Below are 12,837 nucleotides of genomic sequence, written 5' to 3' on the forward strand. Positions count from 1 at the left end.
CTCATTCCGCGGTGGCGGCGCCCGTAGCGGGCGCGGCGGCGATACGGACCGCGATCAGTGCCACGTCATCCGTACCGGCGGCCGCGAGTCCGTCGAGCAGCTCGTCGCAGAAGGTCTCCAGCGGCTCGCGCGCGAGTGCCGCGGCGTGCTGGCGCAGTCGGGCCAGGCCCCGGTCCAGCATTTCGTCACGGCGCTCGACGAGCCCGTCCGTGTAGAGCAGGACGGTCGAGTTCGGGGGGAGCACCTCCATCCCGGCCGGGCGGTACTCGTCCGGGTCGACGCCCAGCATCATGCTCCTGCCGCCCTCGAGGAATCGGGTCTCGCCCTCCCAGGTCACCAGGAGCGGCGCGGGGTGGCCGGCCACGGCGTAGTGCAGCTGCCAGGGACCGTCGGCGACCGGTTTCTCGACCAGGGCGTAGATGCACGTCAGCGTCTGGTGGGGGTAGAGGATGTGGGTGGCGGCGTCCAGCCGCCCGAGGATCTTGCCGGGTGGCTCCTTACGGTCGCAGGCGATGCCCCGCAGCATGTTGCGCATCTGGCTCATGGTCACCGCGGCGCGCAGGTCGTGGCCCGCCACATCTCCGATGATCAGCGCGGTGGCGCCCTCGGGCAGCAGGAACGCGTCGTACCAGTCGCCACCGACCTGTGCCGCCGCGACTGCCGCCTGGTACCGGGCGGCGAGCTCCACGGGCCCCTCGGACGGCAGGTCGGGCAGGAGCGAGCGTTGCAGGCGTTCGGCGGTGTGCTGAGCCTCGAAGTGCAGGCGCGAGTTGTCGACGGCCAGGGCGACCCGATGGGCGAGGTCCTCGACGAGGGAGAGCCCGTCCTCGTCCAGCGGGGCCTCGTTCGTGGTCCGTACGAGCGTGATCACGCCCAGCACCTGACGGCGCGCCCGCAGGGGAGCGATGACCGCGGTGTCGGCTGTCATGCGGTCGAAGAGTTCGAGTTCGCACGCGTGCAAGGGGTCGGCGGCACTGTGCGGCGGGAGGAAGTCAGTCAGGAGCGTCGGTCCGGCCCCCTGCAGAGCCCGTGCCACCGCTGCCGCGGAGCCCTCGGTCGGTGGGAGGAGTCCCTCGTACAGACCTGGCGAGAGGCGGTCGGCGTCGCGGTGCTCGACGACGATCCGGCGCAGTCGGCCCCGCCGGTCCACCAGGTCGACGGCGCACCAGTCGGCGAGCCCGGGTACGAGGGTGTGGCACAGCCGGCGCAGGCCGGTCTCCTCGTCGAGGGTGCTGGCCAGCGCCTCCGCCGCGTTGATCAGCAGCGTCAGCCGGTCGAGCGCGTCCTGGACCTTTCGGTCCACTTCGTACGCGTCACCGTCCGTCGGATCGCCGGGGTGGAGATCCCGGTCAGCGCACATGCGTGCTCCTTCGAGCGGGGCGGGCGTTCCCGTCCCTTCCCCGATTGTCCGCCTGGCCGGCGGGCCCGGCACGCGCCGGAAGGCCGGGGCGGGACCTCCGGCGTACAGTCGATCATGATGTCTGTGTGGTTTCCGTGGATGACGGGGCAGGAGGTGCCCATGTCCGATCAACGCACTGGACCTTCTCTTCCGCGAACGCGTGGCCCGGTGTCGGCGGGCGTGGTCGGCTTTCTGCGCGGTGACGCGCCTCTGCCGGATCCCGGCTCCGCCGGGGACACGGATCCGTACAGCGACGATCTGCATCTGGCCCTGTACGTCTGTTACGAGCTGCACTACCGGGGCTTCGCCGGCGTGCGACCGGAGCTGGAGTGGGATCCGGGTCTGCTCACCGTCCGCGCCACGTTGGAGGAACGTTTCCTCGCGGCGCTGCGCCGTGACGCCACGGGAACGGCTGATCTCGACGATGTACTCGCCGGCCTGCTGGTGGAACCGGTCCACGGGACCGGGCTTTCGTGGTTCCTGCAGGACCGGGGCGAACTGCGGCACCTGCGGGCCTACGCGGTGCAGCGCTCCCTCTACCACCTCAAGGAGGCCGACCCGCACGCCTGGGTGCTGCCACGCCTGAGCGGCCGGGCCAAGGCAGGCATGGCCGCGATCGAGTACGACGAGTTCGGGGGCGGACGCGCTGACCGGGTTCACGCACAGCTCTTCGCCGACCTGATGACTGATCTGGGTCTCGACAGCACCTACGGCCGCTACCTCGACGACGGCTGCGCGGAGATGCTGGCTCTGGTGAACCTGATGTCGCTCTTCGGCCTGCACCGGCGGCTGCGCGGGGCGCTGGTGGGGCACTTCGCCGCTGTCGAGATCACCTCCTCACCCGCTTCCCGGCGTCTGGCCCACGCCATGAAGAGAACGGGTGCGGGACCGGCCGCGGAGTTCTTCTACACGGAACACGTCGAGGCCGACGCGGTCCATGAGCAGGTGGTGCGCCGTGACGTCATCGGCGGGCTGCTCGACGACGAACCGGAGCTGGCGGCCGATATCGCCTTCGGTGTCACCGCGACGTCCTTTCTCGAGGAACGGCTCGAGGACCGGCTGCTGGCGGACTGGCAGGTGTGATCCAGCCGCTCCCCGCACAGGGATCCGTGGGGCCGGATCCATCGAGTCGTTTCACGGAGGCAAGGAGTTCGGAATGTCCGCAGAACTATCCGAGAAGCAGGTACGTCCGGCCCGGCTGCTGACACTCCCCGGCGTGTACGCGCCGCAGCACGACACCCGCCTTCTCATGGCGGCACTGGAGCAGGAGGAGATCGGCCCGGGCGCCGATGTCCTGGACCTCGGCACGGGAAGCGGTGCGCTCGCCCTGCACGCGGCACAGCTGGGGGCGCGGGTGACCGCGGTGGACATCGCGTGGCGGGCGGTGGTGACCGCACGACTGAACGCGTTGCTGCACCGTCGGCGCATCACCGTGCAACGCAGCGATCTCCTGTCCGCACTGCCCGGCAGGTCCTACGACCTGGTGATCTGCAATCCGCCGTATGTCCCGTCCCCCATCGGCCGGCTGCCCGGCCACGGTTCCGCGCGGGCCTGGGACGCCGGTAACGACGGACGCGCGGTCCTCGACCGTGTCTGCGCCGCGGCTCCGGCAGCGCTGCGTCCCGGAGGCCGCCTGCTGATGGTCCACTCCGGTCTGTGCGACAGCGACGCGACCCTGCGCCGCCTGGCGGACGCCGGCCTGCACGCGCAGGTGAGCGACCGCGCCCGCGTACCCCTCGGGCCCGTGCTGCGGTCCAGACTCCGTTGGCTGAGGGAGTCGGGCCTGCTGGGCCGGAACGACACGACAGAGGAACTGGTGGTCATCCGTGCCGAACACCCCTGAGCGTCCCCGCAGGATTTCTGTCGACGACGAAGGCCCCCTGCTCATCGAAGGGCCCGTGGAAGTCACGTGTGCCGACGGCCGGGTGGCCGTGTCGAACCGGTTCGTCGTGGCAGTCTGCACCTGCCGGCGGAGCCGGATGTACCCGTGGTGCGACACCAGCCACCGGCGCCGCACGAACCGCGAGACGGACGGGCCCGCCCACCGGACGCAGTGAGGACCGCAGACTGCACGAACGGGACAGGCCCTTGAGCCTGTTCACCCGTATGGCGTAATTCCGCCGTCGGTGAGGTGACTCCCGGACCCCCACCTCGCCGGGCGAAAGGCGGGACCGGGCAGGCCGACCTACGCTGAGAGTGCCGGGAGGACCGATCGCACCGCCAGAAGCCGGAGAAACTCATGGCTGTACGGCACAAACTGATCAGGAAGAGCGCGGACGCGGTCTGGGCCGTCCTGTCCGACGGGGAGCGCTACGACCGGTGGGTCGTCGGCACGTCCGACTCCCGTCCCGCGAAGGGCCGGTGGCCGGAAGTCGGCTCCACCATCGCCTATCGGGTCAGGATCGGGCCCTTCGCGCTGGACAACGAGACGGTCGTGCGCCGATGTGAACCGCCGCGGACCCTGGAACTCGAGATTGACAGCGGGCGTCTGGGTACGGCGAGGGTCGCGTTCGATGTCCGCCCGTGGGGCGACGACACCCTTCTGATCGTCGACGAGCACCCCCTGCGAGGCGCGGGTGCCGCGCTGCACAACATGGCCGTCGACGCGGTGATCCAGCTGCGCCACCGGGCCATGCTCGATCGGCTGGCCAAGGTCTGCGAACGCGGCGCGAGCTGAACCACCCTTCCGAAGGCGCGGGTGATCGGAGCCCTCTCTCCCGGACTCCGATGAACAGTCTGCATGCCGCCTTCTGAGTAAATCTCGCCCTTGCGTCCCCTCAGACCTCTGCCCGCCACTTGGTTCGCGTAGCCCCGCGCAGCCGGCGGAGCACCGACTGGATACGGGGGTGGCGCGCGTGCATCTCCGCCGAGTGGCGGTCGAGTTCCTCACCGAGGCGTTCCGTGCGCTTGCCGATGTCGAGTTCGTCGAGGATGCGGTCCACCTCGGCGAGCAGGGCTCCGTGCAGCTGCCACTGTCTGGGATATTCCTGAACGTCCTCGAGCAGCAGGTCCGCCACCCGGTCGCGTGTCGCGCGACTGCGGCCGAGTGCCTCGGCGAGGCGCTCCTCGGCCTCCTCCCCGCTGGCCGCGATCGGTGTCGTGATCATCACCGCGAAGCCCTCGATCGCGTCCGACATATGTCCGAACAACTCACGCAGGGATACGGCCACGTCCTCGGGGAATAGCGACTCCTCCGTGCGCGCCTTGGCCAGGTCGGTCAGGGTGCGAGTCAGTACACGGAGCACCACGGCGCAGATCTCCAGTGTGTCGAGTCCGGTGCGCAGCACCACGCGGTACAGCATCCCCTGCCGTACCCGGGGATTGAGCATCAGGCTCTCCTCGGCCTGCCGCAGCGAGGCGTCCACCTCCACGATGTCGTGGTCCAGCCTGCGTGCTTCGTGCAGGCGTGCGGCGGCCTCCGGCACGGGGTGGTTGCCGCCGATCTCCTCGCCCAGAGCCCGGAACATGCTGCCCATCCGCTCGCCCAGGCCGCCGATGGAGACGCCCGCCGTCTCGACCCAGACCGGCGGCGCGAACAGGAGGTTGAACAGGAGTCCGACCCCTGCGCCGATGAGCGTCTCGAGCACCCGCTCCCAGGCGGTGTCGGCGACCTGCGCGACGCCGAGGACGAGCATCGCGCTGATGGCCACCTCGGGCACGAACTCGTTCACTCTGACAAAGCGCCCGATCAGCAGCGAAGTGAAGATCGTCAGCCCCAGACTCCACCAGCTCAGCCCCACCAGGGAGCTGAAACCGCTGGCGATCAGCACCCCCACGACGACCGAGTTCACCCGTCGGATCCCGGTGGTGAGCGTGGCATAGAGGGTCACCTGGACCACGAGCAGAGCCGTGAGCGGAGCGGTCAGGGGTGCTGGATGGGGCTCGGGCAGAACCCACTGGGCCACAGCGAAGGCGATGACAGCCGCAGCGGTGGACCGCAGCAGCTGCGCGGCGGCAGGCTCGGTGGTGCGCTGCACGAGTTTGATGACGGGCGCGGGCGCAGATACTCCAGGCATTCCTTGACGGTGCCCCGAACCGGGGTGCCGCAGCGCTTCGGAGGGCAGGCAGACTCCGTACGGAGGTACCCGCGCCCCTCCAGGACCTGCGATGCGGGGCGGGCTCTGCGGGAGGATCGTGGAGGTATGGCTATCTCACACACTCCCCCGGCCTCGCTGTCATCCGCGCGCACCCGCATGCCCCCGGGCGAAACGCCTCCGGGTGAAGGGTGCATCAGCGAGGCACACGTCGAACGCGCGGACGGCGGCATCTGGGAGCACCCGGCCTTCTGGGCCGCGTTGGTGCTGCTCGGCTCGGCCGTCGTCGCCGGATACTTCATCGCGCGCATCTTCGGTTTCACATGAGTGCACGCGAGACGCTGGACGCGTTGCTGGAGCGGCACGGCAGGACGTACGCGGACGAGGCGGGTATCCGGCTGCGCGACACCCCTCAGCCCTTGTACCAGCTCCTTGTGCTGAGCGACCTGCTGAGCGCCCGTATTCGCGCCTCCGCGGCGGTGGCCGCGGCCCGGGCGCTGTACGCGAACGGAATGCGCACCCCGCAGCGGATGGCCGACGCGACGTGGCAGCAGCGCGTCGACGCGCTGGGTGAGGGCGGGTACCGCCGGTACGACGAGCGGACGGCTACCCAGCTCGGGGACGGTGCCGACCTGCTGCTGACCGCGCACGGCGGAGATCTGCGTCGCCTCCGCCGGGACGCCGATGGTGACACCGACGCACTCCGCACCATGCTGCAGCGCTTTCCCGGCGTGGGTCCCACGGGAGCGGACATCTTCCTGCGCGAGGTGCAGACGGTGTGGCCGGAGACGGCCCCCTACCTCGACGCGAAGGCACTACAGGGCGCCGAACGGCTGGGCCTGCCCGGCTCGCCGGCCGGGCTGACACGGCTGGCGGAGGGCCGGGATCCCGCGGTGCTCGCCGCGGCTCTGGTGCGGACCGCTCTGGACAAGGACGTCGCGGACGCGGTCCGGACCGCGGCCTGAGCACGCCGGAGCGTCAGCGCGGCGGACGCGGCTTGCCGGGCTTGGTCGAGCGGCCTTCCAGGAGGGCGCGTCTGATCTGGGCGGCGGTCTCCCTCGCGTGGGCCGAGGTCGACGTGTGGTCGGCCACGGAGGTGACGAACCGGTGGGTGGGGCGCAGGCACTGTCCGCACGGCGTGTCGGTGGTGACCAGGTAGCCGTCCTCGCACTGCGGGTTCGTGCAGTGGCCCGGGCTCAGCAGCGCTTCGGCGACCTCCTGCGCGGTCCAGCGGCGCCGGCCGTCCTCGTCCTTCTCGTGGAGGGCGTGCGCCCAGCGGACGTTCCACCGGCGCTCGAGGCGGTCCAGGAGCTGGTCGGGGGTCCGCCGGGCGAGTTCCCGGTGGATCAGTTCGTGGACGGACTGCGGGGTGCGGTGGCCGAGTGCCTGGACCAGCGGTTGCGGGAGCGCCTGCAGGATGTAGTTGACCGGGTCGGAGCCGGCCCGCTCGCGCCACTTGCGGCACACGCAGGGGCCGGCGAGGGGCAGCTGTCGCTGGCACCGGCCGCACATGCCGCGGCACTCGGCGCAGAGCCCTTCGTCGAGCCCGTCCAGGTGGGGGGCGGGAGCACGGCCGCAGTCGCGGCAGCAGGCGGCACAGAGGCCGCAGAGGCGTTCGTCGCCCAGCTTCGTCGTCCACTGCCGCTGCTGGCAGCGGCAGCAGAGGGCCGTGTTGCAGTACTCGTGGTGGGCGGCGCCCGATTGCCGTCCGGGTGGCGGAAAGGACATCGCTGCGTTCCCTCACTGGTCCGGTGCGGCGTTCTGCCACGATCAGCCGCCATTGTCCCGCACCCGGACCGTGCGTGGGGTCAGGGCTTCAGACCGCTGACGACGTTCGCCGTGGCGGCGATCCCCTCATGGATGGTGGGCGCCATGCTCGTACCTGCGAGAAAGAAGCCGAGCAGGGCACAGACGATCGCGTGCGAGACCTTGAGTCCGCCGTTGCGCAGGAAGATCACTGCCAGGATCAGCAGGAGCAGCACCAGTGAGATCGAAATGGCCATCGCCAACCTCCTCCGCCGCGCCGGAATTGCGGCATTCGGCCGCCAGTGTGGCGCAGCGGAGGGGCCATCCGGCGGACTGGCGTGTCCGCCGAACGGGTGTTGACGCACGGTGATCGGAGCCGCTTGCCGCGAGGCGGTCAGCGGCTGGTGCGGCCGTCCCTGTCACGGTGGCGGAGAAAGGCTTCGAGCCCCACCAGGTCGTCGGTGTTCAGATGGTCGACGCCGACGGCGAGGAGCTCCGTCCACACGGCGTCGCGCTCCGGCCCCGCCACATCGGGCGTGGCCCAGAACCGGACCCGCTGACCGCTCCCGCGGGCGGCGGAGGTGAGGGTGCGCAGCCTGTCCCGTTCGGCGGCGGGGAAGGGACCGGTGCCGAGCCAGCTGAAGCTCTGGGTCCAGTTGCTGCTGATGAGCGGGATGAAGGAGGCGGGGGCGGCGGTCCCCAGATCGTCGAGCCGGCCGTCGTAGAAGGCGTAGCGGGTGCTCTGTGCCTCCATCGGGACGCGAGCGGCGCGGTCGCCCGAGATGACGGGCGTCACCGCACCGGTGCGGACCCTGCCGTGGCTGAAGCGGGTGAGGATCTGCCGGTAGCGCCGGAGCACCGCGTCGAGTGCGAGGTAGGTGGCGGCGCCGTCGTTCTTGATGTCGATCAGCAGTTGCAGCGGGGGGCGGTATCCGGCGTACACCGAGCCGTGGTTCGCCCTGACCCGGGCCAGCAGCGGGTCGAGGTAGAGCGAGGTGAGGGTGCGGGTGGGATCGAGGCCGGCCTCCTCGTGGGCGACGAGGAGTTCGCCGTCGACGAGGAAGATGTCCGCCTCGACGCTGGTGAACCCGTGTGCCAGCGCGTCGTGGAGGGGACGCGGGTGCAGGTAGTCGTTGTGCGCGTGGGCGCGGGCCAGGGGGCGCGGGCCGTGGGGGCGGCCGGGGACGGCCGGCGCCGCGGTTGCCGACTGGGCGGGGATGAAGGCGCCTGCGGCGGCGGTGGCCAGGGCGGTGGTGACGACTCTGCGGCGGGTCAGGTGTGCCATGGGGTCTCCCTGAAGCGTTGAGCGGGCAGAGCGGGCGGGTGGACGCGACGAGTATGGAGCCGAGAGCGACTCGAAAGGCAGGTACCTGCCAAGAGTTGGACCCGTCGTCGTCCGCCCGTCGACTGCGCTGCGTCTGCTGTTACCCGCGTGATCGGGGCAGGTGGGACCGGGCGCGGGCACGACGGAGCGGGGGTACGTGAGCACGTACCCCCGCTCCTGGCGTGATCCGGACGAGGGGCTCTACGGTGCGGCCAGCTCCACCAGCTCGGCGACGGCTTCGCGGTGGCGCCCCGCCGTGCCGTACGCGATCGAGTCGGCCTTGGCCCTCTTCAGGTAGAGGTGTGCCGGGTGCTCCCAGGTCATACCGATCCCGCCGTGCAGTTGGACGCACTCCTCCGCCGCGTGCACCGCGACCTTGGAGCAGTAGGCCTGGGCCACGGCCACCGCGAGCGGTGCGTCCGGGCTGCCGGCCGCCAGCGCGTCCGCGGCGTTGCGTGCCGCCGCGCGTGCGGAGACGACCTCCAGCCAGAGCTGGGCCATCCGGTGCTTGAGCGACTGGAAGGAGCCCACCGGCCGGTTGAACTGGTGCCGTTCGCGGGTGTGGCGGACCGTTTCGGTCAGGCACCACTCGGCGATGCCGAGCTGCTCGGAGGCGAGCAGTCCGGCTCCGGACAGCAGCCCCCTCTCCACGGCGAGGGCCGCGGGCCCTGCCTCGGCGAGCTTGGTACCGGCAGCCCCGGCGAGGGTGACCGTGGCGAGTGGACGGGTGAGGTCGAGCGGAACGAGCGACTCGACGGTGACGCCGTCGCCGGCCCTGTCGACGGCGTACAGCCCCTCGGCGGTCGGCACCAGCAGCACATCGGCCGCCACCGCCTCGGCGACACCGGTCACCGTCCGGTCGAGGGTGCCGGTCGTCGCCGCGGCGGCATCGGCGGCGGGCGTGGCGAACGGCAGGGCGAGGACGGCGACCTTGCGGCCCGCCGCGAGGTCGCCGAGCAGTTCACCCACCGGACCGTCCTGCGTGTCGAGCGCGAGGAGGATCTCCGTGGCGACGACGGCACTGGTCAGATACGGAGCGGGGGCGACGCTGCGGCCGAGCTCCTCCAGGACCACGGCGGCCTCGCGGTGGGAGGCCCCCTGGCCGCCGAGCTTCTCGGGCACCAGCAGTCCCGCTGCCCCGATGCCGGCGGCGAGCGATTCCCACAGCCGCAGGTCGTACGGCGTGTCGGACTCGATACCGGCGATGACCGTCGGCGCGTCGGCCCGGTCGGCGAGCAGCGAGCGCACCGCGGACCTCAGGTCCTCCTCGGTCTCCGAGTAGAGCAGGTCGGGAGCGTGGACTGCTTCGGTCTGTGCGGTCATCGGGAGAGATCCTTCCAGGCGACGTCCTTGTCGTTGCGCGGTTCGACGGGCAGACCGAGGACGCGCTCCGCGACGATGTTGAGCAGGACCTCGCTCGTGCCGCCCTCGATGGAGTTTCCTTTGGAGCGCAGATAGCGGTAACCGGCGTCGCGTCCGGTGAAGTCGACGATCTCCGGGCGGCGCATGGTCCAGTCGCTGTACAACAGGCCTTCGTCGCCGAGCAGTTCGACCTCCAGGCCGCTGATCTCCTGGTTGAGGCGGGCGAAGGCGAGCTTCATGCCGGATCCTTCGGGGCCCGGCTGCCCGGCGACGAGCTGCTGGCGCAGCCGCTCACCGGTGAGCCTGGCGACCTCGGCCTCGACCCACAGCGTGACCAGTCGCTGGTGGAGATCGTGGGTGCGCAGTTCGGGGCGTTCGCGCCAGGTCCTCGCGACCGTGCCGATCATGCCGCCCTCGCGCGGGATACGGGCTCCGCCGATCGAGACGCGCTCGTTCATCAGGGTGGTCTGGGCGACCTTCCAGCCTTCGCCCACCGGGCCGAGGCGCCTGCTGTCCGGGATGCGCACCCCGGTGAGGAAGACCTCGTTGAACTCCGCCTCGCCGGTGATCTGGCGCAGCGGCCGCACCTCGACACCGGGGTCGGTCATGTCGCAGATGAAGTAGCTGATGCCCCGGTGCTTGGGCACGTCCGGGTCGGTGCGGGCGATGAGGATCGCCCAGCGGGCCACATGGGCGCTGGACGTCCAGACCTTCTGCCCGTCCACCACCCAGTCCTCGCCGTCACGGACGGCGCGCGTCCCGAGGGCGGCCAGGTCAGATCCGGCGCCCGGCTCGCTGAAGAGCTGGCACCACACCTCCTCGCCGACCCACAGGGGGCGCAGGAAGCGCTGCTTCTGCTCGTCGGTGCCGTAACCGAGGATCGTCGGCGCCGCCATGCCGAGGCCGATGCCGATGCGCCGCGGATCGTTGTCGGGGGCGTCGGCGGCGGCGAGTTCGGCGTCGACGACCTGCTGCAGGGAGCGCGACGCGTCGAGTCCGCCGAGGCCGACGGGGTAGTGCACCCACGCGAGACCGGCGTCGAAGCGTGCCTTGAGGAAGTCGGTGCGGTCCGTCGTGGCCGGCGGACGGGCGGCGAGCAGTTCCTGCGTACGCCGACGGATCTCTGCTGCGTCGATGGTGGTCATCGGGCACCTCCTGCCGGCAGAACGACGATGCGGCCGGTGCTCGTGCCGTCGGCGACACGCTGGACGCCGCGCGCGGCCTCGGCCATCGGGAGCCGCTCACTGACCAGGGGCTTGACGACGCCCTGTGCGGCCAGCTTGGTGAGCTCGTCGTGACAGGCGCGGACCGCGGCCGGGTCCTTGGTGTTGTAGAGACCCCAGTGGAGCCCGACGATCGAGTAGTTCTTCACCAGGGCGTGGTTGAGGCCCGGGGTGGGAATGGAGCCGCTCGCGAAGCCGACGACGACGACGCGGCCTTCGAAGGCGATGCACTTCACGGACTTGGCGTAGGCGTCGCCGCCGACGGGGTCGTAGACGACATCCGCGCCGCGTCCCGCCGTGGCTTCCTTCACCGCGGCGACGATGTCCTCGCTCCGGCGGTCGATGACCAGGTCACAGCCGAGTCCACGGGCGATGGCGGCCTTCTCCGGTCCGCCGACGACTCCGATGACCGTGGCGCCGGCCGCCTTGCCGAGCTGGACGGCGGCGCTGCCGACGCCACCGGCCGCCGCGTGCACGAGCAGCGTCTCGCCCGCCCGCAGATGCGCGCGGCGGTGGAGTCCGAACCAGCCGGTCTGGTACCCGATGTGCAGTGCGGCCGCTTCGGCGTCGTCCAGGGCGTCGGGGGCGGGCAGCAGGGCGGCCTCGTCCGCGACGACGTAGTCGGCGAAGCCGCCGTTCGGGAGAGCGGGGGTGGCGAGCACACGGCGCCCGTCCTCCGTCTCGCCGCAGATCTCCACACCCGGGGTGAACGGCAGCGGGGGCCGGACCTGGTACTGGCCGCGGCAGAGCAGCGCGTCGGGGAAGTTGATGTTCGCCGCGCGCACCTCGAGCAGCACCTGCCCCGGTCCGGGACTGGGCCGGTCCGTCTCTTCGAGCTCCATCACCTCGCTCGGCTCGCCGTTCCGGTGCACTCGCCATGCCTGCATGAGGGGCCTCCACAACACTGTCGGCATTACCACTGCTCCGGCGCATACTAAGCGGTTGCTTGCCCGTCTGGGAACACCTGGCACCGGTCGATGACAGCTCCTTCACGCCCGCTTCGGCCGCGCCCGGACATGCATGCGCTCGCCCTGCGGCCCGAACAGGCTGAGGAACTCGACCGGCTCGTCGCCCACGGGTCCGAACCAGTGCGGCAAACGGGTGTCGAACTCCGCAGCCTCTCCGGGCACCAGAACCAGGTCGTGCTCGGCGAGCTTGAGCCGCAGCCGCCCGCTGAGCACATAGAGCCACTCGTATCCCTCATGGGTGCGCTGCTCGGGCTCCTCCGTGCAGGGTGCCTCCTGAATGACCTTGTACGCCTGGAGCCCGCCCGGCCGGCCGGTCAGCGGCAGGGAGGTCTTCGAGCCGTGCACGATGGGCTTCGCCCTGACCCGCGGGTCGCCCACGGGCGGCGCCCCCACGAGATCGTCGAGCGGCACCTCGTGGGCGCGGGCGATGGGAAGCAGCAGCTCGAGGCTGGGGCGCCTGCCCCCGGATTCCAGCCGCGACAGGGTGGACACGGAGATCCCGGTGGCCTCGGAGAGTGCGGCGAGGGTCACGCCACGGTCCTTGCGGAGCCGGCGCAGCCGGGGGCCCACACCGGTGAGCACGGCATCGAGTTCGGGGTCGTCCTGACTCTGTTCCTTCATGACCCCATTGCAGAATCAGCAAACGGCTTTGTCAATCGGCCGCGGCGTCCGCCCCCGCCGGGAAGACGGGACCGCCCTCCCGCGTTACACCCTGCGGGCCGTCCACGGACGGCCGCGACCTCGCGCATTCCGGAAACGGATCAGGGCAGGGTGAGAGAGG

At 71.0% G+C, this 12,837-nt stretch carries 15 protein-coding genes; 6 read left to right on the top strand and 9 right to left on the bottom strand.

The window, feature by feature from the left end:
• Position 1: 1 nt before the first annotated feature.
• Positions 2-1,360, bottom strand: a complete 1,359-nt coding sequence (locus tag OG844_RS11790; protein ID WP_406389838.1) for a PP2C family protein-serine/threonine phosphatase — start codon at positions 1,358-1,360, stop codon at positions 2-4.
• A gap of 159 nt (positions 1,361-1,519) precedes the next feature.
• On the opposite strand from OG844_RS11790, the gene OG844_RS11795 reads away from it, so the two are divergent.
• The 4 genes from OG844_RS11795 to OG844_RS11810 all read left to right on the top strand — a co-directional run bounded on the left by OG844_RS11795 (position 1,520) and on the right by OG844_RS11810 (position 4,076).
• On the top strand, positions 1,520-2,482 hold the full coding sequence (locus tag OG844_RS11795) for an iron-containing redox enzyme family protein (protein ID WP_406389839.1): 963 nt from the start codon (positions 1,520-1,522) through the stop codon (positions 2,480-2,482).
• Between the two features lie 73 nt (positions 2,483-2,555).
• On the top strand, positions 2,556-3,242 hold the full coding sequence (locus tag OG844_RS11800) for a HemK2/MTQ2 family protein methyltransferase (protein WP_406389840.1): 687 nt from the start codon (positions 2,556-2,558) through the stop codon (positions 3,240-3,242).
• On the top strand, positions 3,226-3,456 hold the full coding sequence (locus OG844_RS11805) for a CDGSH iron-sulfur domain-containing protein (protein WP_406389841.1): 231 nt from the start codon (positions 3,226-3,228) through the stop codon (positions 3,454-3,456). Before OG844_RS11800 ends, OG844_RS11805 begins: the two co-directional genes overlap by 17 nt.
• A gap of 182 nt (positions 3,457-3,638) precedes the next feature.
• Entirely contained in the window at positions 3,639-4,076 is a 438-nt protein-coding gene (locus OG844_RS11810; RefSeq protein ID WP_406389842.1) for an SRPBCC family protein, read from the top strand.
• A 100-nt stretch (positions 4,077-4,176) separates the two neighbouring features.
• Here the strand turns inward: OG844_RS11810 and OG844_RS11815 are convergent, their stop codons facing one another.
• A complete protein-coding gene (locus tag OG844_RS11815) occupies positions 4,177-5,415 on the bottom strand; it encodes an FUSC family protein (RefSeq protein ID WP_406389843.1) in 1,239 nt (412 codons plus the stop codon).
• Between the two features lie 126 nt (positions 5,416-5,541).
• On the opposite strand from OG844_RS11815, the gene OG844_RS11820 reads away from it, so the two are divergent.
• Both OG844_RS11820 and OG844_RS11825 read left to right on the top strand, forming a co-directional pair.
• A complete protein-coding gene (locus OG844_RS11820) occupies positions 5,542-5,760 on the top strand; it encodes a hypothetical protein (protein ID WP_406389844.1) in 219 nt (72 codons plus the stop codon).
• Positions 5,757-6,398, top strand: a complete 642-nt coding sequence (locus OG844_RS11825; protein WP_406389845.1) for an endonuclease — start codon at positions 5,757-5,759, stop codon at positions 6,396-6,398. Before OG844_RS11820 ends, OG844_RS11825 begins: the two co-directional genes overlap by 4 nt.
• A gap of 13 nt (positions 6,399-6,411) precedes the next feature.
• Here OG844_RS11825 and OG844_RS11830 read toward each other — a convergent pair whose 3' ends face one another.
• The 7 genes from OG844_RS11830 to OG844_RS11860 form a co-directional block, all read right to left on the bottom strand.
• A complete protein-coding gene (locus OG844_RS11830; RefSeq protein ID WP_406389846.1) occupies positions 6,412-7,161 on the bottom strand; it encodes a hypothetical protein in 750 nt (249 codons plus the stop codon).
• A gap of 80 nt (positions 7,162-7,241) precedes the next feature.
• Positions 7,242-7,436 (bottom strand): hypothetical protein, encoded by a 195-nt coding sequence (locus OG844_RS11835; RefSeq protein ID WP_329204393.1) that lies wholly within the window; start codon positions 7,434-7,436, stop codon positions 7,242-7,244.
• Between the two features lie 137 nt (positions 7,437-7,573).
• Complete coding sequence (locus OG844_RS11840) at positions 7,574-8,464, bottom strand: phosphatidylinositol-specific phospholipase C/glycerophosphodiester phosphodiesterase family protein (protein ID WP_406389847.1); 891 nt, start codon at positions 8,462-8,464, stop codon at positions 7,574-7,576.
• A 240-nt stretch (positions 8,465-8,704) separates the two neighbouring features.
• The gene (locus OG844_RS11845; protein WP_406389848.1) at positions 8,705-9,826 is read right to left on the bottom strand and encodes an acyl-CoA dehydrogenase family protein; all 1,122 of its coding nucleotides are present in this window, start codon (positions 9,824-9,826) and stop codon (positions 8,705-8,707) included.
• Positions 9,823-11,010: an acyl-CoA dehydrogenase family protein gene (locus OG844_RS11850; RefSeq protein WP_406389849.1), complete on the bottom strand. Its 1,188-nt coding sequence runs from the start codon at positions 11,008-11,010 to the stop codon at positions 9,823-9,825. The genes OG844_RS11845 and OG844_RS11850 overlap by 4 nt, the downstream gene beginning before the upstream one ends.
• The gene (locus OG844_RS11855) at positions 11,007-11,975 is read right to left on the bottom strand and encodes an NADPH:quinone oxidoreductase family protein (protein WP_406389850.1); all 969 of its coding nucleotides are present in this window, start codon (positions 11,973-11,975) and stop codon (positions 11,007-11,009) included. Before OG844_RS11855 ends, OG844_RS11850 begins: the two co-directional genes overlap by 4 nt.
• Positions 11,976-12,077: 102 nt before the next feature.
• Positions 12,078-12,677, bottom strand: coding sequence for a helix-turn-helix domain-containing protein (locus OG844_RS11860; protein ID WP_406389851.1), 600 nt, complete (start codon positions 12,675-12,677; stop codon positions 12,078-12,080).
• Positions 12,678-12,837: the final 160 nt, after the last annotated feature.

The organism is Streptomyces sp. NBC_00887 (assembly GCF_045207585.1).

Bases quoted from the DNA above. Each gene is read 5' to 3' on its own strand.
- OG844_RS11790 (WP_406389838.1), bottom strand. From the start codon at position 1,360: ATGTGCGCTGACCGGGATCTCCACCCCGGCGATCCGACGGACGGTGAC.
- OG844_RS11795 (WP_406389839.1), top strand. From the start codon at position 1,520: ATGTCCGATCAACGCACTGGACCTTCTCTTCCGCGAACGCGTGGCCCG.
- OG844_RS11800 (WP_406389840.1), top strand. From the start codon at position 2,556: ATGTCCGCAGAACTATCCGAGAAGCAGGTACGTCCGGCCCGGCTGCTG.
- OG844_RS11810 (WP_406389842.1), top strand. From the start codon at position 3,639: ATGGCTGTACGGCACAAACTGATCAGGAAGAGCGCGGACGCGGTCTGG.
- OG844_RS11815 (WP_406389843.1), bottom strand. From the start codon at position 5,415: ATGCCTGGAGTATCTGCGCCCGCGCCCGTCATCAAACTCGTGCAGCGC.
- OG844_RS11820 (WP_406389844.1), top strand. From the start codon at position 5,542: ATGGCTATCTCACACACTCCCCCGGCCTCGCTGTCATCCGCGCGCACC.
- OG844_RS11825 (WP_406389845.1), top strand. From the start codon at position 5,757: ATGAGTGCACGCGAGACGCTGGACGCGTTGCTGGAGCGGCACGGCAGG.
- OG844_RS11830 (WP_406389846.1), bottom strand. From the start codon at position 7,161: ATGTCCTTTCCGCCACCCGGACGGCAATCGGGCGCCGCCCACCACGAG.
- OG844_RS11835 (WP_329204393.1), bottom strand. From the start codon at position 7,436: ATGGCCATTTCGATCTCACTGGTGCTGCTCCTGCTGATCCTGGCAGTG.
- OG844_RS11840 (WP_406389847.1), bottom strand. From the start codon at position 8,464: ATGGCACACCTGACCCGCCGCAGAGTCGTCACCACCGCCCTGGCCACC.
- OG844_RS11845 (WP_406389848.1), bottom strand. From the start codon at position 9,826: ATGACCGCACAGACCGAAGCAGTCCACGCTCCCGACCTGCTCTACTCG.
- OG844_RS11850 (WP_406389849.1), bottom strand. From the start codon at position 11,010: ATGACCACCATCGACGCAGCAGAGATCCGTCGGCGTACGCAGGAACTG.
- OG844_RS11855 (WP_406389850.1), bottom strand. From the start codon at position 11,975: ATGCAGGCATGGCGAGTGCACCGGAACGGCGAGCCGAGCGAGGTGATG.
- OG844_RS11860 (WP_406389851.1), bottom strand. From the start codon at position 12,677: ATGAAGGAACAGAGTCAGGACGACCCCGAACTCGATGCCGTGCTCACC.